Origin of the sequence: Pseudogemmobacter bohemicus (genome assembly GCF_003290025.1) — a bacterium.
GTDB lineage: Bacteria > Pseudomonadota > Alphaproteobacteria > Rhodobacterales > Rhodobacteraceae > Pseudogemmobacter > Pseudogemmobacter bohemicus.
The window spans coordinates 107,569-130,734 of record NZ_QNHG01000006.1 but is presented as its reverse complement, the minus strand read 5'-3'; the positions used below and the strand labels follow the sequence as shown (position 1 = coordinate 130,734).

Annotated in this window: 19 protein-coding genes; 14 read left to right on the top strand and 5 right to left on the bottom strand. The window is 65.0% G+C overall.

Annotation, left to right across the window (positions count from 1 at the left end; all coding sequences use genetic code 11):
* Positions 1 to 6: 6 nt before the first annotated feature.
* The 8 genes from DRF71_RS24580 to DRF71_RS24545 all read left to right on the top strand — a co-directional run bounded on the left by DRF71_RS24580 (position 7) and on the right by DRF71_RS24545 (position 9,847).
* Complete coding sequence (locus DRF71_RS24580) at positions 7 to 723, top strand: ABC transporter ATP-binding protein (RefSeq protein ID WP_112313092.1); 717 nt, start codon at positions 7 to 9, stop codon at positions 721 to 723.
* Entirely contained in the window at positions 720 to 1,937 is a 1,218-nt protein-coding gene (locus tag DRF71_RS24575; RefSeq protein ID WP_112313091.1) for an FtsX-like permease family protein, read from the top strand. Before DRF71_RS24580 ends, DRF71_RS24575 begins: the two co-directional genes overlap by 4 nt.
* Positions 1,930 to 3,855 (top strand): formylglycine-generating enzyme family protein, encoded by a 1,926-nt coding sequence (locus DRF71_RS24570; protein ID WP_112313090.1) that lies wholly within the window; start codon positions 1,930 to 1,932, stop codon positions 3,853 to 3,855. Before DRF71_RS24575 ends, DRF71_RS24570 begins: the two co-directional genes overlap by 8 nt.
* A 22-nt stretch (positions 3,856 to 3,877) precedes the next feature.
* Positions 3,878 to 4,693 (top strand): YMGG-like glycine zipper-containing protein, encoded by an 816-nt coding sequence (locus DRF71_RS24565; RefSeq protein WP_232831674.1) that lies wholly within the window; start codon positions 3,878 to 3,880, stop codon positions 4,691 to 4,693.
* Positions 4,690 to 6,165 (top strand): trypsin-like peptidase domain-containing protein, encoded by a 1,476-nt coding sequence (locus tag DRF71_RS24560; protein ID WP_112313089.1) that lies wholly within the window; start codon positions 4,690 to 4,692, stop codon positions 6,163 to 6,165. Before DRF71_RS24565 ends, DRF71_RS24560 begins: the two co-directional genes overlap by 4 nt.
* Positions 6,166 to 6,326: 161 nt before the next feature.
* The gene (locus DRF71_RS24555; protein ID WP_112313088.1) at positions 6,327 to 7,157 is read left to right on the top strand and encodes a phosphogluconate dehydrogenase C-terminal domain-containing protein; all 831 of its coding nucleotides are present in this window, start codon (positions 6,327 to 6,329) and stop codon (positions 7,155 to 7,157) included.
* An 84-nt stretch (positions 7,158 to 7,241) separates the two neighbouring features.
* Entirely contained in the window at positions 7,242 to 8,501 is a 1,260-nt protein-coding gene (locus DRF71_RS24550; RefSeq protein WP_112313087.1) for a RuBisCO large subunit C-terminal-like domain-containing protein, read from the top strand.
* Positions 8,501 to 9,847, top strand: a complete 1,347-nt coding sequence (locus DRF71_RS24545; RefSeq protein ID WP_198672356.1) for a four-carbon acid sugar kinase family protein — start codon at positions 8,501 to 8,503, stop codon at positions 9,845 to 9,847. The genes DRF71_RS24550 and DRF71_RS24545 overlap by 1 nt, the downstream gene beginning before the upstream one ends.
* 31 nt (positions 9,848 to 9,878) lie before the next feature.
* On the opposite strand, the gene DRF71_RS24540 is transcribed toward DRF71_RS24545, so the two are convergent.
* Genes DRF71_RS24540 through iolG form a run of 5 tightly spaced genes read right to left on the bottom strand, consistent with a single transcriptional unit; the run spans position 9,879 to position 15,276 of the window.
* A complete protein-coding gene (locus DRF71_RS24540) occupies positions 9,879 to 11,018 on the bottom strand; it encodes a Gfo/Idh/MocA family protein (protein ID WP_112313085.1) in 1,140 nt (379 codons plus the stop codon).
* Complete coding sequence (locus tag DRF71_RS24535) at positions 11,008 to 11,982, bottom strand: hydroxyacid dehydrogenase (RefSeq protein WP_112313084.1); 975 nt, start codon at positions 11,980 to 11,982, stop codon at positions 11,008 to 11,010. The genes DRF71_RS24540 and DRF71_RS24535 overlap by 11 nt, the downstream gene beginning before the upstream one ends.
* Complete coding sequence (locus DRF71_RS24530) at positions 11,982 to 12,791, bottom strand: HpcH/HpaI aldolase family protein (protein WP_112313083.1); 810 nt, start codon at positions 12,789 to 12,791, stop codon at positions 11,982 to 11,984. Before DRF71_RS24530 ends, DRF71_RS24535 begins: the two co-directional genes overlap by 1 nt.
* A 43-nt stretch (positions 12,792 to 12,834) precedes the next feature.
* Positions 12,835 to 14,265: an NAD-dependent succinate-semialdehyde dehydrogenase gene (locus DRF71_RS24525; RefSeq protein WP_112313082.1), complete on the bottom strand. Its 1,431-nt coding sequence runs from the start codon at positions 14,263 to 14,265 to the stop codon at positions 12,835 to 12,837.
* A gap of 3 nt (positions 14,266 to 14,268) precedes the next feature.
* Positions 14,269 to 15,276 (bottom strand): inositol 2-dehydrogenase, encoded by a 1,008-nt coding sequence (gene iolG, locus DRF71_RS24520; protein WP_112313081.1) that lies wholly within the window; start codon positions 15,274 to 15,276, stop codon positions 14,269 to 14,271.
* A 106-nt stretch (positions 15,277 to 15,382) separates the two neighbouring features.
* Here iolG and iolD point away from each other — a divergent pair, with 106 nt between their 5' ends.
* Genes iolD through DRF71_RS24490 form a run of 6 tightly spaced genes read left to right on the top strand, consistent with a single transcriptional unit; the run spans position 15,383 to position 23,142 of the window.
* Positions 15,383 to 17,254, top strand: a complete 1,872-nt coding sequence (gene iolD, locus DRF71_RS24515) for a 3D-(3,5/4)-trihydroxycyclohexane-1,2-dione acylhydrolase (decyclizing) (RefSeq protein WP_112313080.1) — start codon at positions 15,383 to 15,385, stop codon at positions 17,252 to 17,254.
* 4 nt (positions 17,255 to 17,258) lie between these two features.
* On the top strand, positions 17,259 to 18,152 hold the full coding sequence (gene iolE / locus DRF71_RS24510; protein WP_112313079.1) for a myo-inosose-2 dehydratase: 894 nt from the start codon (positions 17,259 to 17,261) through the stop codon (positions 18,150 to 18,152).
* Positions 18,149 to 18,961 carry an SDR family oxidoreductase gene (locus DRF71_RS24505; RefSeq protein WP_112313078.1) on the top strand — a complete coding sequence of 271 codons (813 nt, stop codon included), beginning with the start codon at positions 18,149 to 18,151 and terminating at the stop codon, positions 18,959 to 18,961. Before iolE ends, DRF71_RS24505 begins: the two co-directional genes overlap by 4 nt.
* A 3-nt stretch (positions 18,962 to 18,964) precedes the next feature.
* A complete protein-coding gene (locus tag DRF71_RS24500; protein WP_112313077.1) occupies positions 18,965 to 20,023 on the top strand; it encodes a sugar phosphate isomerase/epimerase family protein in 1,059 nt (352 codons plus the stop codon).
* A 20-nt stretch (positions 20,024 to 20,043) separates the two neighbouring features.
* A complete protein-coding gene (locus DRF71_RS24495; RefSeq protein ID WP_112313076.1) occupies positions 20,044 to 21,177 on the top strand; it encodes a Gfo/Idh/MocA family protein in 1,134 nt (377 codons plus the stop codon).
* A 36-nt stretch (positions 21,178 to 21,213) separates the two neighbouring features.
* Entirely contained in the window at positions 21,214 to 23,142 is a 1,929-nt protein-coding gene (locus DRF71_RS24490) for a bifunctional 5-dehydro-2-deoxygluconokinase/5-dehydro-2-deoxyphosphogluconate aldolase (protein ID WP_112313075.1), read from the top strand.
* The last annotated feature ends 24 nt before the right edge of the window (positions 23,143 to 23,166 follow it).

The following is a 23,166-nucleotide window of genomic DNA, read 5'->3' as shown; positions in this document are numbered from 1 at the left end:
TGGCGCATGGAGTCGCTTCTGGCCCTTGAAGGGTTGAGCCTGCGCCGACCGCCGCGCCAGGGCGCCAAACCCTGGCGAATGGAGGTGCCGGCCTTCACGCTGATGCCCGGCGCCCGGATCGGGCTGATTGGCGAAAGCGGGTCGGGGAAAAGCACCTTTCTCGACCTGTTGGCGCTGATTTCCAGGCCGGCAGCGCTGAACCGCCTTACGCTGGCTGGTGAGGATGTCACCCGGCTGGTCCGGGCCGGCAAAGGCGGTGCGCTGGCCGCCCGCCGCAGCCGCCATATTGGCTATGTGCTGCAGGATGGCGGGCTTTTGCCCTATCTGAGCGTGCGGGCCAATGCGCGTCTGGCGCAGGGGCTGTCGCGCCGCCGCGATATGCCCGGGCTTGAGGAAATCGCCGGGCAACTCGGCATTGCAGAGCACCTCGACAAGCGACCGGCGCATCTCTCGGGCGGGCAGCGGCAGCGGGCCCAGGTGCTGCGGGGCCTCGCCACCGGGGCGCGGATCCTGCTGGCCGATGAGCCGACGGCGGCGCTGGACACCGAAAATGCGCAGCGCACCCTGGCGGCGATCACCTCGGCGGCGGCGGGGACGGCGATGGTGGTGGCAAGCCACTGGCCGGAATTGCTGGCGCAATTCGGCTTTGATCTGTGCCGCGTCCGCCTGCATGACTATCCCGACGAGGTGGTGGCGGAACTGATCCCCGGGACGGCCGCATGAGGCGGTTTGTCACCCTGTCCGGTCTTGCCTTGCGCGATCTGCTGCATGGCTGGCCCTCGACCCTGTGCCTTGTGGTCGCGGTCGCGGTGGCGCTGGTTCCGGTGTTGCTTTTGGGTGGTCTCAGCCAGGGGGTGGTGGAGAACACGCTTTCGCGGCTGCGCTCGGACCCGCGCATTCTTGAGCTGAAACTGGCCAATGACCAGCAGATCCCGCAGGACTGGTTCGACCGGCTGGCCCTGGATGGGCGGGTCGGCTTTCTGCTGCCGCGCGCGCGCTATCTGGCGGCCTCGGTGCGGCTTCGGGGGGAGGAGAGCCGCGGCATTGCCGAGCCGCGCCTGATCCCGACGGCGCCGGGCGACCCGTTGCTGGCGGCGCTGCCGGTGCCCGCTGGCCTGTCGGAAACCGTGCTGACCGAGCGCATCGCGCAGGAGCTGGAGGTCGGCGCCGGCACCGAGGTCGAGGTGATCATCCAGCGCCAGGTCGGTGAGAGCCGCGAGGCGGCGCGCCATAAGCTGAAAGTGCTGGCGGTGCTGCCGCGCGACCTGATGCAAAGCGACGATATCTTTGTCGACCGCGCTTTCGAGACGGCGGTGGAGCGCTGGCGCGAGGGCTATGCGGTGCCCGAGCTTGGCTGGGAGGCGGTGCCGGGCAGAGGGCTCGACGCACCGGCCCGGACCTTCGCGAGCTTCCGGCTTTATGCGCGCGATATCCGCGATGTGCCGGGGCTGCGCGACGGTCTGATGGCCGAGGGGTTCGATGTCACCACCCGTGCCGAAGAGATCGAGGCGGCGCTGGCGCTTGAGGCCGGAATCGGCTGGGTTTTCAGCGTGATCGGCAGTTTCACCGTATTGGGCTTCGCGCTGACGCTGGGTCTGCATCTGGCTGCGGCGGCGATGGAGAAGGCGCGCGAGATTTCGCTGCTGCGGCTGATGGGGTTCGGCACCGGCTCGGTCGCGGCGCTGCCTTCGCTGCAAGGCGCGATGATCGCGCTGGCGGGGGCGGTGCTGGCGGCCGGGGGTGTGCTGGCGGCGCAACCCTTTGTCAATCACGCGCTGGCGGGGATCGGCGGGCTGCAGGGTGAGATCATGGCACTGACGCCCCTGCTGGCGGCGCTGGCGGTGCTGATCGCCTGCGGGGCGGGGATGCTTTCGGGCTGCGTGGCCGGCTGGCGGATCGCAAGAATGCAGATTGCAGAGGGGTTGCGCCATGACTGAACGGCTTTTCGGCCTGGTTCTCGTGCTGATCGCGCTTGCCGCCGCGCCGCTCCGGGCGCAGGAGGCCGCCCCCCCGGCGCCCTGGTGCCAGATCGACGACCCCGCCGCCTGGAGCGCGGCCAGGCGCGCGCTGATCGAGGCGGGGGCGGAGGAAATCGGCGAGGTGCCCTGCCCGGAGATCGCCGCGCCGGCAATCCTCGCCGAAGAGATCGCGCTGGCGATGCCCTGTGGCCGGCATATGATGTTTCGCCGCGTCGATGTGCCTGCGACCCATCCGCTGGACCAGGTGGCCGGCAATTTCGGGCGGATCATTGATATTGCTGCGGAAACACCGCAATCGGTGCTGTCGAACAGCCCCTGGATCTCGCCGGTTTCGGGCGCGTTCAGCCTGACGGCCGAAGGGCGGGCGGCGACCTCGGATCAGCTCGATAAACTCGGCGCCAGGGCCTATTACCTCGCGAAATACGAGCTGACCGAACCGCAATGGCGTGCCTTTGCCGATGGGCTTCTGGTGCTGCCGCCGGCCGACAGCCTGGATGTTGCGGCGCCGGCCTGCCAGGCCTATGACGCCGCGATCCGCGAGGGCGATCTGCGCCAGATCCCGGCCAAAGGGGGCCTGTCCTGGTTCGACGCGATTGCCTTCAGCCGCGCCTATAATTCCTGGCTGATGGCGCTGGACCGCGACCGGATGGCAAAGAATGAGCCGCCCTTCATGCCCTGGGAACAGGGGGCGACCGGCTATCTGCGCCCACCGACCGAGGCGGAATGGGAATATGCGGCGCGGGGCGGCGCTTCCTGGGTGACCGCCCAGAGCCGCTCGATCCGTTATTATTCGGTGCTGGATGCCAGCGGCAAGGTGCGTGAGCCGGATCTGAAAGAGATTTGCGCCGAGCCGCCGCGGAGTGGCGCCCCCCGGCTTGGGGCGGTCGGCACGCGGCTGCCGAATGTGATCGGGCTTTATGACATGCTGTGCAATGCCGAGGAGATCGTGCTGGATCTCTTTCGTCCGACCCGCCCGGATGGTCTGGCCGGGCAGACGGGGGGCGTGATCACCAAGGGCGGCTCGTCGCTCCTGTTGCGGGAGCAGAACACGGTGGGGCGGCGGTCTGAGGCGGCGGCGCTTTTCACCACGGCGGGGGAGGGGGCCTCGCCCTCGATGGGGCTCAGGCTTGCGATTTCGGCGCCGGTTTTTCCGGGGCGCCGCAATGAGGGCGCGGCTTTTGCCGAGGGGATCGCCAATCAGCCGCTGGAGGAAGAGCTGATGGCCGGGCGTGAGGAGCTGTTGCAGGGGGGCGCCAGCATGATCGGCCCCGATGGCGGCAAGCTTTTGTCGGAAGAGGTCGGCAGGCTCAGGCGCGAGATCGAAGCGCGGGACATGTCGCGCGAGGAACTCGGTCGCCAGACCGCCGAATTGCAGGTTCAGATCGACAGGCTGAGCGCCGATCTGGCGGTGAAAGACCGCGAGGCGGTGCTGTTCTCGATCCGCTCGGGCGTGGTGGCGGGCAATCTGATGGACAGGGTCGGGCGCAATGTCGCCAATGCGATGGACCAGCTGGCAGCGAATGAGGCGCAGCTGTCGAGCCAGGCCGAAAAGCGCGAGCTTATCAAACGCTTTTTGCAGCCGATTGCTGTGAATTCGAACCGGATCGACGATGCGTTCGACCTTTATTTGCAGGTCCAGGTGGCGCTGGCCCTGAGGCCCGAACGCTTTGCCGCCGACCGCATCAATGAGGTTAAGGCGCAATTGGCGGCGGCGGGGCAGGGGACGCTCGGCGGCTCGCTTGACCTGTTCGAGCGGCACCAGATCGAGATCCGCCGCCAGCGCGGGCTGCTTACCGACGAGATGCGGACGAAGTGGAAATACGACCTCGATACGACGAGGCGCGAACGCGAAGAAACCTATCCCAATTACCATTGATCTCAGCTGAGGAGAAAAAAGAATGAAATTTACTGTAATGACCCCGGTTCGTGGCTTTGCCCGGGCTACGACCGTGCTGGCCCTGGCCGGTATGGTGCTGGCAGCGGGCTGCACGGAACAGATCGTGCTGGCCCCCGGCGCGGTGGATGCCAATGACAGCTGCGGCAAATACCTGACCGGGATTTCCGAGGCCCGCCAGACCGAGATCAACAAACAGGCGCAGAATGCGGCGGCCGGTGCGGTCTTCGGGGCGATCCTTGGCGCGGCGGTGTCGAGCGGCGATGATCGTCTGAAAGGTGCCCTGGCCGGAGCGGCAATCGGCGGGCTGACCGGCTTCTCGGCCACCTATTATTCGCAAAAGCAGGCCAATGCGCGTGATGCGGCGACGCTGCTGGCTTCGGTCAACCAGGATGCGACGAAAGAGCAGGCGCTGGTGACCAGGACGGGCGCCAATGTGGCCGAGTTGCGCCGCTGCCGCGCGGGTCAGACCGCGCAGCTGGCTGCCGGCATCAAGGCGGGCAAGATCGACAAGGCGACCGGCCGCAAAGAGCTTGCGGTGCTGAGAAAGCGGATCGCGACCGATAACAAGGTGGTCTCGGCCACGTTCAATGGCATCGGCCAGCGGGTCGACAGCTATGTCGATGCGACTGCGGCCACGGCGGCAGTGTCGCGCGCCGAAGTGCTGGCGGCCTCGAATGCCTCGGCGCGTTCGGCACGGGCGGCCACGCCTGCGGTGACGAAAGTGACCTCCAGCTCGAAGAACATGCAGGCGCAGGATGCCAAGGCCCAGGCCGGTCTGGAAGCCAGCCTGAACTCGATCGAGAAGCTGCTCGGATGAGGCTGGGCCGGCTCTTCGCGCCAGCCACGAAGGGCCGGCGCCGCGCGCGGCTGTCGCCTCTGGCGGCGCTTGCATTCCTGATCACGGCCATGGCGGCGCCTTTGCCCGCCCTGGCCGATATGCCGGCCGAGGTGCTGCATGCTTTCGGCCTGCGCCCGCCGGATCGCAATGCCGGGCGCGAGACGGCGGCCTTGCAGATGGATCTGTTGTGGATCGGCCATTATTCGGGGGCGACCGACGGTATTCCGAACCAGGATCTGCGGCAGGCGATCCGCAATTTCCAGGAGAGCCTTGGCCTGCGCAGCACGGGCGAGCTGACCCCGGAGCAGCGCGAGATTCTGCGCAAGCGGGCGGCGGTGACCTCGGCCGGGCAGAAGATCGAGACCGAGACCTCGGACTGGACGGGGATCCGCATGGCGCTGCCGAAGGGGTTTCTTGGCCCACCCCGCGTGGTGGGCGACGAGTCGATGGATCTCAGCTTTCCCAGCCGTGCGGCGGTGACGTTCACGCTGCAGCAGCTCCGATGGGGTGACGCGATTTCACCCCGGCAGATCACCGGTTTTTTTGCTGAAACCTATGCGGAAAACGATCCGGGCACCGCGATCCTGAGCCACGGGCTGGCCGGGGATGTAGGCTATCTGATGGTCGAGACGCTGGGCCAGCGGATCTATATGGTCGTCTCGGCCTGGCGGGGGGAGAGCCGGGGGATCCTGATCGTGATCCCGGCGGAAAGCCATGCCGCCTTGCAGCCGGTGGTGCTGACCATGCTGGAATCGCTGGATCTTTTCGCAGGCGCCGGCGTTTCGAAATCCGAGCGCGAGGCCAGGCTGCGCTCTGGCGATTATCCGGGCATGGATGATCAGCCGGGCTGGTTCCGCTCGATGCTGGGCAATGGGTCCGGCTCGCTGGTCTCGACCGAAGGTCATATCCTGACCAATCATCATGTGGTCGGAACCTGCAAATCGCTGACCGTCAATGGCCGGCCCGCGCGGCTGATCGGGGTCGATGTGCGCACCGATCTGGCGCTGATCCAGAGCGACCATTTCGCCAATCGGGAGCCGGTTTCCTTCCGTTCGGGCATGCCGGCGCTTGGGGAGAAGGTGATTGCCATCGGCTATCCGGTGTTCCGCATGACCCATGCCCAGAATGTGACCGACGGCATCATCTCCAGCCTGTTCGGGATGGAGGGAAACTTGTTGCAGATGCAGGTCACCGCGCCGGTGCAGCCGGGGAATTCGGGGGGGCCGCTTTTGGACAGCTATGGCCGCCAGGTCGCGGTAGTGGTGTCGAAAGCGACCGGCAACGAGATGATCGAGAATGTCGCCTGGGTGATCCGGGGTGAGGTTGCGATGGATTTTCTTGACCGTTACGGCATCCGCTATATCCGCGACCGCGGTACGCGTGAGGCGATGACGACCGAGGAGGTGGCGGCGAAACACCGGGCCCAGGCGCTGCGGATCGAGTGTCACTGACCGGCAGGCGGGGGCTGTTTTCCTCCGCCGCTGACCCTTTTCAGGGATTACACCCCCGGGATCACGATTTCTTACATCGGGCCACAGGGCGCGGATGGCCTCTTGCACTTTTTCGCATACTGGCGCACTCATCATACCAGTTGGATATGAGGAGTGAGACGATGACCAGACTGGCTCTTTTCGGCGCTGGCGGAAAAATGGGGATGCGCCTGACGCGCAATCTGCTGAACAGCGATTTCGATGTCACTTATGTCGAGGTTTCGGATGCCGGGCGGGCCCGTGCGAAAGAGACGCATGGCGTCGATTGCGTCACCCCCGATGAGGCGATCCGGAATGCCGAAGTCGTGGTTCTGGCAGTGCCCGATACCGCCATCGGCGCGGTTGCGCGTGACATCGTGCCGAAGCTGAACCCGGGCACGATGGTGGTTTGCCTCGATGCGGCGGCGCCTTTCGCCAATCACCTGCCCGAGCGCGCCGACATCACCTATTTCGTCACCCATCCCTGCCACCCGCCGATCTTCAATGACGAGGCGACGCCCGAGGGTCGCGCCGATCATTTCGGTGGCATCGCAGCGCAGCAGGGCGTGGTGAACGCGCTGATGCAGGGGCCGGAGGCGGATTACGCCCTAGGTGAAAAGGTCGCGAAAACCATCTATGCGCCGGTCGCCCGCAGCCACCGCGTCACCGTCGAACAGATGGCCTATCTGGAGCCCGGCCTGTCGGAAACCGTCTGCGCCTCGCTGCTGGTTGTCATGCGCGAGGCGATGGATGAGGTGATCAAGCGGGGTGTTTCCTATGACTGCGCGCGGGATTTCCTGCTGGGTCATATGAACATCCTCGGCGCGGTGATCTTTGACGAGGTCAAGGGCGGCCAGTTCTCGGATGCCTGCAACAAGGCGATTGAATTCGGCAAGCCTGTGCTGATGAAAGACGACTGGAAACGGGTCTTCGATTTCGAAGAGATCAAGGCCTCGATCATCCGCATCACCTGATTGCGGATGTTGACCCGCCGCGCCTCCTCCTCCTCCCATCGGCGCGGCGGGCGGATCTGATTGCCGGGAGGGGGAGGAGAGACCATGGAACAGGACCAGATCCGTTTCCGCTATCTGATCGAGACGCCGGATGATCCCGAGCGGATGGCGGTGAAGATCGCGACTGATCAGTCGACCGGCACTTTCACCGACCTGCCGGGCGAGACGGCGGATGTGAAGGCGCGCTGCGCTGCGCGGGTGGTCTCGGTGACCGGGCTGGAACCGGCCGCCGCGCCGGCCTGGCCCACGGATACACCCGGCCCGTTCCGCCGTGCCGAAGTGGTGATCGACTTTCCGCTGGAAAGCATCGGCACTGATTTTGCCTCGCTTCAGACCATCGGCATCAACGCGCTTTACGCGACGCGCGGCCTTACGGCTGCGCGGCTTCTGGATATCGAATTGCCTTCGGCTTACGCCGTGCATCCCGGCCCGCAATTCGGGGTGGAGGGGTCTTACCGGCTTTGCGGTCTCGATTTTCCGGCGAAAGCGCCGATCATCGCCTCGATCATTAAACCGTCGCTGGGGCTATTGCCCGAAGAGGTCGCGGGGATGGTGCGCACGCTGTGCGAGGCCGGGGTCGATTTCATCAAGGATGACGAGAAGCTGACCTCGCCCGCCTATTCGCCCTTTGACGACCGGGTGGCGGCGATCATGCGGGTGATCGACGATCATGCGCAGAAGACCGGCAAGAGGGTGCTCTATGCCTTTGGCCTGTCCTCGGCCGACCCGGAGGAGATGGTTCGCCGGCATGATGTGGTGGTGAACCATGGCGGCCAGGCAGCGGTGGTGAATATCAATTCCATCGGCTATGGCGGCATGACGTTTTTGCGCCGCCGGTCAAACCTGGCGCTGCATGCGCATCGGAATGGCTGGGATCTGATGACCCGTCATCCGGCGATTGGCATGGCCTTTCGCCCCTACCAGAAAATCTGGCGCCTGCTGGGGGTCGATCAGTTCCAGATCAACGGCATCGCCGCGAAATACTGGGAGCCGGATGAGAGCTTCCTGCGCAGCTTCGCCGATATGGCCGAGCCGATTTTCTCGCCCGGAGACCGCGCGCTGCCGGTTTGTGGATCGGGGCAATGGGGCGGCCAGGCGACGGCGACATATCAGGGCACCGGCGGCGCGCTGGATCTGATGTATCTCGGCGGCGGCGGCATCCATGGCCATCCGATGGGCGCGGCGGGCGGTGTGCGTGCCATCCGCCAGGCCTGGGAGGCGGCGGCATCGGGCATTGCTCTGGAGGTTCATGCGAAGACGCATCCCGAGCTGGCAGCTTCGCTTGCCAAATTCGGGGGCAAATGATGGGTCTCGATTTTGCCTGGTATGGCGATGATTTCACCGGCGCGGCCGCGACGATGGAGGCGCTGGCCTTTGGCGGCCTGCCCGCCATGCTGTTTCTCGAAACGCCGACGGCTGCGCAACTGGCGCGGTTTCCCGGGCTGCGCGGTGTCGGTGTCGCCTCGACCGCGCGGACAGAAAGCCCGGACTGGATGCGGCTCAATCTGCCCGGGGCGTTCCGGGCGCTGGCGGCGCTTCGGCCGCGGGTGATCCATTACAAGGTGTGCTCCACCCTCGATTCCGCGCCGCATATCGGCAGCATCGGGGCGGCGCTTGAGATCGGGCTGGAGCTGTTCCGGAACCCCTGGGTGCCCATCGTGATCGCGGCGCCGCAGATGCGGCGGTATCAGGCCTTTGGCCATCTTTTCGCCGGGGCAGGGGGGGCGGTTTATCGGCTTGACCTGCATCCGGTGATGGCGCGTCATCCGGTGACGCCGATGGACGAGGCGGATGTTGCGCTGCATCTGTCGCGCCAGACCGATGTGGCGATTGGCTGCCTGACGCTGGAGGATTACGCCTCGGGCGCGGATGCGGCGCTGGCGCGGCTGTTGGCCCTGGGCGCAAGGGCGGTGACGCTGGACGAGATGGATCCAGGTTCCGAGGTCGAGGCCGGGCGGTTGATCTGGCAGGCGTCAGAACATGAACTCTTGTTCACAATTGGGTCGCAGGGCGTGGAATATGCGGTGCTCCGGCATCTGGTGGCCTCGGGTCAGCATGTCCTGCCACCGCCGCCGCCTGGAAGGGGACGGGCGCCGGCGCCGGTCCTGGTGGTCTCGGGCTCGGTCTCGCCGATCACGGCGGCTCAGATCGGCTGGGCACGGGGCCATGGCTTTACCACTTTCGCGCTGGATGCGGCGGCTTTGTGCCGGGGCGAAGATGTGGTGACGCCTTTGCGGGCCGTGGCGCTGGCGGCGTTGAATGCCGGGCAGGATGTGCTGATCCACACTGCCGAGGGGCCGGAGGATCCGGGCGTGGCGGCTTTGGCGCGCGCGCTGGCCGAGACCGGCCGCGATCCGGCGGCGTTCAACCAGCAGATCGGTGAGACACTGGGGCGCCTGCTGGCCGATCTGACCCGCGCGGCAGGGCTGAAACGGGTGGTGATCTCGGGGGGTGATACCTCCGGCCATGCCACGCGGCAGATGGGGATCTTCGCGCTTGAGGCGCTGGCGCCGACCATTCCGGGCGCCTCGCTGGCGCGCGCCCATGCGGTGGGCGATTTCGACGGGCTGGAAATCGCGCTGAAAGGCGGCCAGATGGGCAGCGAGGATTATTTCGGCTGGATCCGCGACGGGGGCGGCGCGCGCCCGTGAATACGGGCGCGGCAATCGTTCGGGAGGGCGGTCAGGCGGGCACTTTCAGCCATTCCCGCGCGGCGGAAGAGCGCTGGATGGTCTCCACCAGGGTCTGGATCCGGAGACCGGCACGGAAGCCGAAGGGCTCGGGAATGTCTCCGGCAATGGCGCGGATATAGCCCTCGACCTCGATGGCTTTCAGATCATTGAAGCCGAGCTGATGGCCGGGCGCCACGCAAAAACGCCCGTATGGCGCGTGATCGGGGGCCGCCTCGATCCGGCGGAAGCCACGGCGGCCGGGGGCGTCATCGGTCGAATAAAAATGCAGCTCGCTGAAGCGCTCCTGGCTGAAGGCAAGGGCGCCTTTGGTGCCGTAAACCTCGAAATCATGCTGCATCTTGCGCCCTGTTGCGATCCAGTTCCCTTCGATGGAGCCTTGCGCGCCGCTGGCAAAACGCAGGAAGGCGCGGCCTACATCGTCGACCTCGACCTTGCGGCTGCCGCCCTTGCCATCGGGACGGGACGGGATCAGCGTCAGGCAATCGCCCATCACCTCGGTGATCGGGCCAAGCAGGAATTCGGCAGTGGCGAGCGCATGGCTGCCGATATCGGCCAGCGCGCCGCCGCCTGCCGGGTCATGGCGGAAGGTCCAGGCTCCATTGGGATCGGCCATGTAATCCTCGGCATGGAGGCCGCGATAGCCACGGATCTCGCCCAGCTCGCCCGCCGCGATCATGTCGCGCGCCAGCCGCAGCATCGGGTTGCACAGATAGTTGAAGCCGACCTGCGTTTTCACCCCGGCCTTCTCGGCCGCCAGCGTCATCTCCAGCGCGTCAGCGGCCAGCGGCGCCAGCGGCTTTTCACAATACACATGTTTCCCGGCCGCAATCGCTGCCAGCGACATTTCCTTATGCAGCGCATTCGGCGCGGTGATCGAGATCAGGTCGATTTCGGGGTTCTTCACCAGGTCGCGCCAGTCGGTGGTGGCATGGGCAAAGCCCAGCTCGCGCGCGGCGCGTTGGGCGGCCTCGGGCGTTACATCGGCGAGGGTGTGGAGTTCGAGGTCATAGGGCAGTTCGAACACTTTCGGCGCCGAGGTGAAGCCGAAGACATGGGCCTTGCCCATGAAGCCGGTGCCGATCAGGCCGATCCGGAGCTTTGGTTTTCCGGTAGATTGGTTAGCTGGCATGGGCGAAATCCCGGTTGACGATGAGATGCGGGTCGATCTGGCCCGCAAGGAAATTGACCGCGTTCTCGACAGAGGAAACCGCCATCCGTGCCGCGCATTCGGCGGTGAGGCCGGCAATATGCGGCGAAAGCACCGCATTCGGGAGGTCGAAAAGCGGGATATGGCGGGCGGGCGGCTCTTCGGCAAAGACATCCAGTCCCGCAGCCCCGATCTGGCCCGAGACCAGCGCTGCGGTCAGAGCCTCTTCATCAACCACGCCGCCGCGCGCGGTATTGGCGAGGATGACGCCGGGCTTCATCAGCGCGATCTCGGCGGCGCCCAGTGTCGGGCGCTCGGATTTCGGCACATGGATCGAGATGCAATCGGCCCAGGCGAGGGCCTCGGCCAGGTCCTTCGCCTCGGCCACCGGCCCCTGGGGCCAGCCATTGCGCGACAGCCAGGGGTCATGCGCGCGGATCTTCATATCAAACCCGGCGGCCATTTTCGCCAGCCGCTGACCCGTGCGGCCAAAGCCGATGATCAGCAGGTTCTTGTCGGAAATCTCCTGCGCCTCAAGCTGGTTGCGCCAGTTCCACTCGCCCGGCTCGCGCACGGCGCGGTCAGCCAGCAGCACGCGCTTGGCGCCGGCCAGAAGCTGCATCATCGCATGTTCGGCAACCGAGACCGAGTTCACATCGCCCACGATGGTCAACGCGATGCCGCGCGTATTCAGCGCGTTCAGATCAACGGAATCATAGCCGACGCCATGGCGCGAGACGACTTTCAGCTTTTCCGCCTTTGCAATTGTCGCGGCGGAAAGTGGCTGCGTGCGGATCACCAGACCATCGGCCTTGTGGATCAGCGGCGCGTAGGAGGGTTCCGAGACCTCTTCGACATAGTCGATGGTGAAGCCTTTGGTTTGCAGCTCATCGAGCAGCGCGGTGCCGGAAGGGTGCAGCTTTCCGGCGATCAGGAGATGCGGCATCAATAGCCCCCTTTCGGGCTGGCAGGGGCGGGGGCGGCGCCGGTCAGCTCGCGCCATTTTGCGACCGAGGCCGAGGCGGCGGCGGCCAGCAGGCGGGAATCGCCCCCGACGGTGGTGAGGTCGAACCCCCACTGAATGGCGCGGGCGGCGTAATCGGGGGTGCCGCAATGGATGCAGGCGCGGATGTCGTTTGCCTTGCAGACGGCCAGGATGTGCCGGATCAGCTCGATCAGTTCGGGCTCCTCACGGTCAAAGCCGATGGGATGGCGGGTGCCGGTGGTGCCAAGTGTCAGATCGGCCGGGCCGATATAGATGCCGTCAAGCCCGGGTGTGGCGGCGATTTCCTCAAGATTGTCGACGCCGCTTTGCGTTTCGATCATCGCCAGCGCCAGCACTTCGTCATTGGCCGCGGCGCCATAGCCGCCATAGGCCACCGCCGCGCGGGTCGGGCCGTAGCTGCGTTGCCCATGCGGCGGATAGCGGGTGTAGCTGACGAATTCGGCGGCCTCAGTGGCGGAGTTCACCATCGGGCAGATGATGCCCTGGGCGCCGGCATCCAGCGCTTTCATAATCGCGCCCGGCTCGCGCCAGGGCACGCGGACCATCGGCGTCACCCCCGAGGCGCGCATTGCCTGCAGCATCGGCAGCACGGCAGTGTAGTCCAGCGCGCCATGCTGGGCGTCGATGGTGATGCTGTCATAGCCCTGCGCCGCCATGATCTCGGCGGTGAAGGGGTTGCCGATCGAGAGCCAGCCATTGATGGCGGCGCGCCCGTTGGCCCATTGTTGTTTCAGCCGGTTGGTGAACATGCCGGTTCCTCTTTGAGCGCGATCTGGTCAGAACAGGGAATAGTCAGAACAGGATTTGGGCGAGTTTGGTGTCGAGATAGTCCTGGATGCCCTCAGAGCCGCCCTCGCGACCCATGCCGGAATGGTTGGTGCCGCCGAAGGGCGCCTCGGAGGCTGCGAGCGCAAAGCTGTTGATCCCGACCATGCCGGATTTCAGCGCTGCGGTGACGCGGCGGGCGCGCTCGGGTGAGCGGGTGAAGGCATAGGCCGAAAGCCCCATATCCGAGGCATTGGCGCGGGCGAGAACCTCGTCCTCAGTCGAGAACCGGGTGATCGCGGCGATGGGGCCGAAGTTTTCCTCGGCAAAGACCCGCATGTCATCGGTGACTTCGGTGAGGATGGTCGGCTCGTAGAAATGGCCGGTGTTGAGATGGGCTGGGCGGCGACCGCCGTGTTTCAGCGTCGCGCCGGCGGCCAGCGCATCGGCGACGATGGCTTCGATTTCCGCCAGCCGCCCGGCATTGATCAGCGGGCCCATGCCGGTTTCGGGGTCAAGCCCGTCTCCCACCCGGATCTTCGCCGCGCGGGCGGTGAAGCCCTCGACAAAGGCGTCATGCAGGCTTTCATGCACGAAGAAACGGTCGGCGGTGACGCAGACCTGGCCCGCATTGGCGTATTTTGTGGCCACCGACAGATCCAGCGCGGCCTCAAGATCGGCATCATCGAAGATGATCAGGGGCGCATTGCCTCCGAGCTCCATCGAGACCTTTTTCACGGTTTCCGCCGCGTCGCGGATCATCTGCTGACCCACGCGGGTGGAGCCGGTCAGCGAGACCTTGCGCACCCGTTTATCGGCCATGATCGGCGCATAGGTGTCTGCGGTCGACCCCACCACCAGCCCGACCGAACCATCGGGCAGACCGGCGGCGCGCAGGCAGTCGACGATCACCATCGCAACGCCCGGTGTCTGCGACGAGGGCCGCAGCACCACCGGACAGCCCGCAGCCAGCGCCGGCGCCAGCTTGCGCGCGGGCAGGGCGGCGGGGAAATTCCAGGCGGTGAAGGCGCCGACCACTCCGACTGGTTCATGCGTGATCTCGAACCGCCCGCCGGGCACCCGGCTGTCGACGATGCGGCCATAGATCCGGCGGGCCTCTTCGGCATACCAGCGGAACTGGTCGCAGGCGAGCACCCATTCCCTTCCGGCCTGGGCGATGGGTTTGCCGGTTTCAAGGCTGATCATTCGCGCGCCTTCGTCAGTGCGGCGGATCATCTCATCCGCTGCACGGTGCAGCGCATCGGCCCGGGCGAACCCTCCGATGGCGCGCAGCGCTGCCTGAGCGGCCGCCGCCTGATCCAGCGCCGCGCGGGTCTGCGCTGCGGAGGCCAGCGCCACCTTGCCCAGCGAGGCGCCGGTGACCGGAGAATACACGTCTCCCGCAGCGGCGCCGGAGATCCAGCTGCCGCCCGAGAAAAGGCCGAAATTGTCGTACATGGGTTACCCGATGTCCTTCGTGAGGATGGTGCGGCCCTCGGCCACGGATCTGATCGCGGCTTCGGCCAGGATCAGCGCCTGGCGGCCGTCTTCGAATGTCATCGGCGGCGTGGTGCCGTTCTCGACCGCATCGACAAAGGCGCCGATCTCGGCGGCGAAGGCGTCGTCATAGCGTTCGATGAAGAAGTTCAGGAGCGGCGGGGCGGCTTCGGTGAAGTCGGCGCCGAAGAGACGCACTCTGGTCATGGCGTGGTTTTCCGAGATCGCCATGCCTTTCGAGCCGAATGCCTCGACCCGCTGGTCATAGCCGTAAACCGCGCGGCGCGAATTGTTGATGATCGCCTGCTTGCCCGATGCCGTTTTCAGCACCACGGTGACGGTGTCGTAATCACCCAGCTTCTCCATCAGGCCGGGCTTTACCAGCCGCGAGCCGGTGGCGGAAACCTCGGTCACATCTTCGCCCAGCATGAAGCGCGCCATGTCGAAATCATGGATGGTCATGTCGCGGAAAATGCCGCCCGAAACCTCCATATAGGCGTCAGGCGCCATATCGGGGTCGCGCGAGGTGATGATGACCTGGTGCAGATCACCGATCTGGCCCGAGGCGATGGCGGATTGCACACCGGCATGGCCTTTATCCATCCGGCGCACGAAACCGAGCATGATCGGAACGGAAGTGCCTTTGATCTTTGCGGCACAGGCATTGACGCGGGCCAGCGACAGATCAATCGGCTTTTCGCAAAGCGCAGGCTTGCCGGCGGCGACACAGGCCTCGATCAGATCGGCATGGGTCGCGGTTGAGGAAGCAATAAGAATGGCATCGACCTCTTTCGAGGCGATCAGCGCCTCGGCCGAGTCAAAGCGGGTGACACCCAGCTTTTCGGCCACTTCGGCCGCAGAAGGCGTATGAATATCATACACACCGGCCAGCGCCGCACGCGGATGCGCGGCAATGTTTTCGGCATGCATACGGCCAATTCGGCCAGTGCCGATCACTGCAACCCTGAGCATTGAGTCTCCTCCCCAACTTTGTTGCAATAATCATTGCTACGATGTTGCATTGTCAATATGCATTCCGTAAGCATTGAGAAAAGATACATCCGCAGGAGGAGGCGAGATGACCGGATCCACTATGCGCCTGACTATGGCGCAGGCCCTTGTTCGTTACCTTTGCAACCAGTTCACCGAGATTGACGGCGAGCGTGTTCCGCTTTTCGCCGGTGTTTTCGGCATTTTCGGCCATGGCAATGTGACCTGTCTGTCCGAAGCGCTTGAGACGGTGCAGGATCAGCTTCCGACCTGGCGCGGCCAGAATGAGCAGTCGATGGCGCTGGCTGCGATTGGATTCGCCAAGGCCAAACAGCGCCGTCAGATCATGGTTGCGGCAACCTCGATCGGGCCGGGTGCGGCCAATATGATCACCGCCGCCGGTGTGGCGATGGCGAACCGGCTGCCGGTGCTGCTGATCGCGGGTGATACATTCGCGAACCGTATCCCGGACCCGGTGTTGCAACAGGTCGAGCATTACAACAATCCCTCGATCACCGTGAATGACGCGTTCAAGCCGGTGGTGCGCTACTGGGATCGCATTGTTCTGCCGGAACAAATCATCCAGTCGCTGCCCCAGGCCGTAGCGGTGATGCTGGACCCGGCCGATTGCGGGCCTGCTTTCATCGGTCTGGCACAGGACACCCAGGAGGTGGCCTATGACTACCCGGAGGTCTTCTTCGAACCGAAGGTCTGGAAGATCCCGCGCCCGCGCCCGGACCGCGATTCGGTGGCCGCTGCTGTCGAGGTGCTGAAGGGCGCGAAGCTGCCGCTGATCATCTCGGGCGGTGGGGTGCGCTATAGCCGTGCCGAACAGGCGCTGGCCGATTTCGCCGCCAAACGCGGCATTCCTGTCGTTGAGACCGTGGCGGGCAAGGGGGCTTTTACCCATGACCATCCGGTGCATGTGGGGCCGGTCGGCATCCTTGGCTCGACCTCGGCCAATGAGCTGGCGCGGGAGGCGGATGTCATCCTCGCCATCGGCACCCGGTTGCAGGATTTCACCACCGGCTCCTGGACGGCGTTTTCAAAGTCGGCACAGTTCATCTCGCTGAATGCGGCGCGGTTCGATGCGATCAAGCACCGGGCGCTCTCGGTTGTGGGCGATGCGAAGGAGGGCATTCTGGAGCTCGACGCGGCGCTTGGCAGCTGGAAGGCCGATGCAGCCCTGCTGCCGCGCGGCAAGAAGCTCTTTGCGGAATGGAACAAACTGCTTGACGGCTTGCAGGCGCCGACCGACGCGGCGGTGCCGTCTTATCAGCAGGTCGTCAATGTGGTGAACCAGTCGGCGCGTCCGGGCGATACGCTGGTCACCGCCGCTGGCGGTCTGCCGGGCGAGGTGGTCAAAGGCTGGCGTGTCAAAGACCCGCATACTTTTGACTGTGAGTTCGGTTTTTCCTGCATGGGGTACGAGATCCCGGCGGGCTGGGGCGCGGCGATGGCGCAGGAAGGCCCGGGGGGAACCGGCGGCACGCCCATCGTGATGCTGGGCGACGGCACCTATATGATGGGGAATTCGGACATCTATTCGGCGGCGCTGACCGGCCATAAGATGATCGTGATCGTCTGCGACAATGGCGGTTACGCCGTGATCAACCGGCTGCAACAGGCCAAGGGTGTGCCGGGCTTCAACAACCTGTTGAAAGACTGCCGCATCCGCGACCGCAACAATCCGCTGCATGTCGATTTCGTCGCTCATGCCAAAGCCATGGGTGCGGCGGCGAAACATGTCGAAAGCCTCAAAGATCTGCCCGCAGCCCTGGAATGGGCCCAGGCCCAGGACGGCGTGACGGTCTTGTCGATTGTCACCGACGCCTGGACCTGGACGCCGGGCGATGCCGACTGGGATGTCGGCGTGCCCGAGGTCTCCAGTTTTGAATCGGTCCGCACCGCGCGGGCCAATCAGGAAAAAATCCGCAAACAACAGCGTATCGGGGTGTGATGCGATGAAGGCCAAACTTGGAATTGCCCCCATCGCCTGGTGGAATGACGACCTGGCGGAGCTCTCGGATGATGTGAGCCTTGAGGAATGTCTGCGCCAGGCCTCGGTCGCCGGGTTTACGGGCATGGAAACCGGCCGTCGTTTCCCGATGGATATGGCGGAGCTTGGGCCCATCCTGGACCGCTTCGGCATCTCGGTCTGTGGTGGCTGGTTCTCGGGTCTGCTGGTCGATGGCGATATCGAGGTCGAGAAGGACCGGATCGCCGAACAGATGGCGTTCTTCATCGCCGCAAGCGCTCCTTGCATCGTCTATGGTGAGACTGCGCGCTCGATCCAGGGCGTGCGCTCGGCGCCGCTTTCGAGCAAGGCGAAGCTGACCGAATCCGAAATGGCCGCTTACGGCCGCAAGATGAGCGATTTCGCGGACTGGTGCGCCAAACAGGGGATGCCGATCTCTTATCACCACCATATGGCGGCGGTGGTCGAGACCGAAGCAGAGATTGATCTCTTCCTGAAACATTCCTCGGTGCCGCTCTTGTTTGATGCCGGTCACCTCGCCTTCGCCGGCGGCGATCTGATGCGGGTGATCGAGAACCACCATGCGCGCTTCACCCATGTCCATACGAAAGACATCCGGCAATCGGTGATCGACGGGCTGGACCGCAGATCGGAAAGCTTCCTTGATGCGGTGATCAAGGGCGCTTTCACCGTGCCGGGCGATGGCTCGCTGAACTTTGAGGCTATCGTGAAAGCGCTGGCGGCAAAGGGCTATGAGGGCTGGTTCGTGGTCGAGGCCGAGCAGGATCCGAAGGTGTCCCCGCCGCTGGAAATGGCGGTGAAGGGCCATAAAGAGCTGATGCGCGTCATGGCTTCTGCCGGTTATGAGGTGGCGAAATGAACCGGATCGACGGGAAAGTCGCGATTGTCACCGGCGGCACCCAGGGGCTCGGCGCTGCGATTGCCCGGCTCTTTGCCGAGGCCGGCGCGGCGGGGATCGTGATCGTCGGGCGCGGCGAGGAAAAGGGCCGCGCGGTCGCGAAGTCGATTTTCGAGGCGACCGGCGTGCCGGTGGAGCTGGTACTGGCCGATCTGGGCAAGACCGAAGATGTCGCAAAGATCGTCCCGGCGGCGGATAAGCGGTTCGGGCGGGTCGATATCCTCGTGAATGCGGCGGGCCTCACGGATCGCGGCAATATGCTGAACACCTCGCCGGAATTGTTTGACCGCATGATCGCGGTCAATACCCGCGCGCCGTTCTTCCTGATCCAGGATGCGGCAAAGGTGATGATCCGTGAAGGCATCGAAGGCCGCGTGGTCAATATCGGCTCGATGTCGGGCCTGGCGGGGCAGCCCTTCCTTGCGCCCTATTCGACCTCGAAAGGCGCGCTCTCGACGCTGACGCGGCATGCGGGTTTCGCGCTGATGCGGCATAAAATCCATATCAACCAGCTCGATATCGGCTGGATGAATTCGGACCATGAGCGGAAACTGGTTCTGTCGGAAACCGGCGACCCGGATTTCATCGACCGGGCGGCGGCCGGGAAACCCTTTGGTCGCATTCTCGACCCGAAAGAAGTCGCGCGCGCGGTTTTGTGGATGGCATCCGACGATGGCGGCATGATGACCGGCGCGGTGATCCCCTTCGACCAGTCGGTCTATGGCGGCTATGACGACGCGCCGGTTCCGGCGGCGAAGCTGGGGGCGTGAGCCATGCGCACCATCAAGGGGCCGGGGGTCTTCCTCGCGCAATTCGCCGCTGACGAGGCGCCCTATAACACGCTTCCCGGGCTTGCGGCCTGGGCGGCGGAGAAGGGCTTCAAAGGCGTGCAGATCCCGACCTGGGAGACGCGGCTGATCGATATGGAAAAGGCCGCGACCTCGGATGCGTATCGCGACGAGATCAAGGGCCTCCTCGCCGATCACGGGCTGGAGATCACCGAGTTTGCCTCGCATATCACCGGCCAGCTGGTGGCGGCGCATCCGGCGCATGACGGGGTGCTGGATGCTTTTGCGCCAGCCCATGTGCGCGGCAATCCGGGCAAGCGCCGCGCCTGGGCCGAGGAACAGCTGCGGTTTGCGGCAAGGGCCTCGCAGCGGTTCGGGATCGACCGGCATGTGACCTTTTCGGGCGCGCTTTTGTGGCCCTATCTCTACCCCTATCCGCAATGGCCCGAGGGGCTGGTCGACGAGGGGTTTGACGAGCTTGCCCGCCGCTGGACGCCGATCCTGAATGATTTCGACGCGCATGGGGTCGATGTCTGCTATGAAATCCACCCGATGGAAGACCTGCATGACGGGCATTCCTGGGAGTATTTCCTTGGCAAGGTGAACAATCATCCCCGCGCCAGTCTGATGTATGATCCGAGCCACCTGGTCCTGCAGGGCATGGATTATCTCGCCTTCATCGACCATTACCATGACCGCATCCGCACCTTCCATGTGAAGGATGCCGAGTTCCGACCCGATGGCAAATCGGGTGCCTATGGCGGCTATATGCCATGGTCGAAACGCGCCGGGCGCTTCCGCAGCCCGGGCGATGGTCAGGTCGATTTCGGCGCCATTTTCACAAAGCTCTCGACTTACGGCTTTGACGGCTGGGCGGTGCTGGAATGGGAATGCTTTATCAAAAACCCCGAAGACGGCGCACGCGAGGGCGCGCAATTCATCAAAGACCATATCATCCGCGTCTCGGACCGGGCTTTCGATGATTTCGTGAAATCCGGCGCGGGTCGGACAGCCAACCGGGCGATGCTCGGGCTGGAGGAATGATGCGGCAGTTGCGACTGGGGATGATCGGCGGCGGCGAGGGGGCCTATATCGGCAATATCCACCGCCTGGCGGCGCGGCTGGATGGGGCCTGGACCCTGGTGGCGGGCGCGTTTGATGCGGATCCGGCAAAGGGGCGGGTCTTCGCCCTGTCGCAGGGCATCGCGGAAGATCGCAGCTATGGCACATATCAGGAGCTGATCGCAGGGGAACTTGCGCGCGAGGACCGCGTCGATGCGGTGGCGATCTGCACGCCCAATTTCACCCATTATCCGATGGCGAAGGCACTGATCGAGGCCGGCATTGCGGTGATCTGTGAAAAGCCGCTGACCGCCACGCTGGAGGAGGCGCTGGCTCTGGCGGAGCTGGCAAAGGCGCGCGGGGTTTTCGTCGGCGTCACCTATACCTATTCGGGCTATCCGATGGTGCATGAAGCCCGCGCCCGTGTGGCGGCGGGTGAGATCGGCGCGGTCAGGACGGTGCAGGTCGAATATCCGCTGGAATGGATGGCGACCGCGATCGAGGGGCAGGGCAATCAACAGGCCGCCTGGCGCACCGACCCGAAGAAAAACGGCCGTGGCGGCTCTGTCGGGGATATCGGCACCCATGCCTATCACCTTGCGGGCTTTGTCACCGGGCTGAGGCTGCAATCGCTGACAGCCGACCTTGCGACATTTGTGAACGGTCGTTCGCTTGATGACAATGCCCATGTGATGCTGCGCTATGAGGGCGGGGCGCGTGGGCTTTTATGGTCAAGCCAGGTCGCCATCGGCAATTCCAACGGGGTCAGGATCCGGGTCTTTGGCGGCAAGGGCTCGCTCGCCTGGTATCAGGAACAGCCCAATGAGCTGATCCTGACGCCGCTGGAGGGGCGCGTTCAGACGATCAAACGCGGCGCCGGCGATCTCTCCCCGGCGGCGAAGGCCAGGACCCGCACGCCTCCGGGTCATCCCGAGGGCTATCTGGAGGCCTTCGCGAACCTTTATCTGGGTTTTGCCGAGGTGATCCGGGCACGGGCCGAAACCCGCCAGCCCGGACCCATCGGCCAGGATCTGCCGCTGATTCAGGACGGGGTGAAGGGTGTCGCCTTTGTCGAGGCGGTTGTCGACAGCCATGAGGCGGCGGATCAGCCCTGGATCACACCCGTCGCTGTCTGAGACCATGAGGTAACCCCGGGGGAGGGGATTTGTGCGATGACGAAGAAACTGGATCTGGTGACCATCGGTCGCTCTTCGATTGACCTCTACGGCGCCCAGGTGGGCGGGCGGCTGGAGGATATGGGCTCGTTCCAGAAATATGTTGGCGGCTCGCCCACCAATATGGCGGTGGGGACGGCCCGGCTGGGGCTGAGACCGGCGCTGATCACCCGGGTTGGGGATGAGCATATGGGCCGCTTCATCCGCGAGGAACTGGCGCGCGAAGGCGTCGATGTCTCGGGTGTGAAGACCGATCCGGAGCGGCTGACGGCGCTGGTTCTGCTGGGGATCCGCGACGAGCATCAGTTCCCGCTGATCTTCTACCGCGAGAATTGCGCCGATATGGCGCTGTGCGAGGAGGATATCGACGAGGCGCTGATCGCCGATACCCGCGCGGTTGTCGCGACCGGCACGCATCTCTCGCATCCCCGCACCGAAGCGGCGGTGCTGAAGGCGCTGACCCTGGCGCGAAAGCATGGTGCGCGGACGGCGCTGGATATCGACTACCGCCCGAACCTCTGGGGCGTGGCCGGTCATGGCGACGGGGAAAGCCGTTTCGTTGAAAGCGCCGAGGTGACGGCAAAGCTGCAGACGACGCTGCATCTGTTCGACCTGATCGTCGGCACCGAAGAGGAATTCCACATCGCCGGCGGCTCGACCGATACGATCACGGCGCTTCGCGCGGTGCGGGCGGTCAGCCGCGCCACGCTGGTCTGCAAACGCGGCGCGGCGGGGGCGGTGGCCTTTACCGGCGCGGTGCCGGACAGTCTTGATGAGGGCGAGACCGGCCCGGGCTTCCCGATCGAGGTCTTCAACGTGCTGGGCGCCGGTGACGGGTTCATGTCGGGCCTGCTGAAAGGCTGGCTCGATGATGAGGCCTGGCCGAAAGCGCTGGAATATGCCAATGCCTGCGGGGCTTTCGCGGTGTCGCGCCATGGCTGCGCCCCGGCCTATCCTTCGCTGGCCGAGCTGGAGTTTTTCCTGAAACGGGGCGTGCAGCGCCCCGATCTGAGGAACGACCAGGCGCTGGATCAGATCCACTGGTCGACCAATCGCCGCGCGCTCAGGGGCGAGACGCGGGGCAATCCCTGGAAAGACATCCGCGTTTTCGCCTTTGACCACCGGATGCAGCTGGAACAGATGGAGGGCGCCACGCCGGCGAAGATCGGCGCCTTCAAGGCGCTGTGCCTCGATGCCGCGCGCGCGGTTCAGGCGGATCGCCCGGGCTATGGGATCCTGTGCGACAATCGGCTGGGCAAGACTGCGCTGCAGGCGGCGGCGGGGTCGGGCCTCTGGATCGGGCGGCCGGTGGAATGGCCGGGTTCGCGCCCGCTGACGCTGGAACCCGAGATCGGGCCGGATTTCGGCGGTCTTGATGAATGGCCACTGGATCATGTGGTCAAGGTTCTGTGCTTCTGTCACCCGGATGACGACGCCGCCACCTGGTCGGCGCAGGAGGCGGTCGTGCAGCGCCTCTTTGCGGCGGCCCGCCGCAACCGGCTGGAATTCCTGCTGGAAGTGATCCCCTCAAAAGTCGCGCCGGTCGATGACATGACCACCGCGACGATCATCCGCCGCTTTTACGACCTTGGCATTTATCCCGACTGGTGGAAGCTGGAACCGATGAAGACCGCTGCCGCCTGGAAGAACGCCGTCGCCGCCATCGGGGAAAACGATCCGAATACGCGCGGCATCGTGATCCTTGGCCTTGATGCGCCCGAGGCCGAGCTGGCGGCCAGCTTCCGCGTCGCCGCCGCCGAGCCGCTGGTCAGGGGCTTTGCGGTCGGTCGCTCGATCTTTGGCGATGTGGCGCGGGGCTGGATGACCGGTAAAACGGATGATCAGGGCGCGATCCGCGAAATGGTGGCGCGCTATGGCCGCCTGTGCGACATCTGGGATCAGGCCCGCCGCGACAGCGCCGGCTGATCCTCCGCCCCCATGCCGCCCTCG

Coding starts and splice junctions, on each gene's coding strand:
- DRF71_RS24580 (WP_112313092.1), top strand. CDS start 7: ATGGAGTCGCTTCTGGCCCTTGAAGGGTTGAGCCTGCGCCGACCGCCG.
- DRF71_RS24575 (WP_112313091.1), top strand. CDS start 720: ATGAGGCGGTTTGTCACCCTGTCCGGTCTTGCCTTGCGCGATCTGCTG.
- DRF71_RS24570 (WP_112313090.1), top strand. CDS start 1,930: ATGACTGAACGGCTTTTCGGCCTGGTTCTCGTGCTGATCGCGCTTGCC.
- DRF71_RS24565 (WP_232831674.1), top strand. CDS start 3,878: ATGAAATTTACTGTAATGACCCCGGTTCGTGGCTTTGCCCGGGCTACG.
- DRF71_RS24560 (WP_112313089.1), top strand. CDS start 4,690: ATGAGGCTGGGCCGGCTCTTCGCGCCAGCCACGAAGGGCCGGCGCCGC.
- DRF71_RS24555 (WP_112313088.1), top strand. CDS start 6,327: ATGACCAGACTGGCTCTTTTCGGCGCTGGCGGAAAAATGGGGATGCGC.
- DRF71_RS24550 (WP_112313087.1), top strand. CDS start 7,242: ATGGAACAGGACCAGATCCGTTTCCGCTATCTGATCGAGACGCCGGAT.
- DRF71_RS24545 (WP_198672356.1), top strand. CDS start 8,501: ATGGGTCTCGATTTTGCCTGGTATGGCGATGATTTCACCGGCGCGGCC.
- DRF71_RS24540 (WP_112313085.1), bottom strand. CDS start 11,018: ATGCCAGCTAACCAATCTACCGGAAAACCAAAGCTCCGGATCGGCCTG.
- DRF71_RS24535 (WP_112313084.1), bottom strand. CDS start 11,982: ATGCCGCATCTCCTGATCGCCGGAAAGCTGCACCCTTCCGGCACCGCG.
- DRF71_RS24530 (WP_112313083.1), bottom strand. CDS start 12,791: ATGTTCACCAACCGGCTGAAACAACAATGGGCCAACGGGCGCGCCGCC.
- DRF71_RS24525 (WP_112313082.1), bottom strand. CDS start 14,265: ATGTACGACAATTTCGGCCTTTTCTCGGGCGGCAGCTGGATCTCCGGC.
- iolG (WP_112313081.1), bottom strand. CDS start 15,276: ATGCTCAGGGTTGCAGTGATCGGCACTGGCCGAATTGGCCGTATGCAT.
- iolD (WP_112313080.1), top strand. CDS start 15,383: ATGACCGGATCCACTATGCGCCTGACTATGGCGCAGGCCCTTGTTCGT.
- iolE (WP_112313079.1), top strand. CDS start 17,259: ATGAAGGCCAAACTTGGAATTGCCCCCATCGCCTGGTGGAATGACGAC.
- DRF71_RS24505 (WP_112313078.1), top strand. CDS start 18,149: ATGAACCGGATCGACGGGAAAGTCGCGATTGTCACCGGCGGCACCCAG.
- DRF71_RS24500 (WP_112313077.1), top strand. CDS start 18,965: ATGCGCACCATCAAGGGGCCGGGGGTCTTCCTCGCGCAATTCGCCGCT.
- DRF71_RS24495 (WP_112313076.1), top strand. CDS start 20,044: ATGATCGGCGGCGGCGAGGGGGCCTATATCGGCAATATCCACCGCCTG.
- DRF71_RS24490 (WP_112313075.1), top strand. CDS start 21,214: ATGACGAAGAAACTGGATCTGGTGACCATCGGTCGCTCTTCGATTGAC.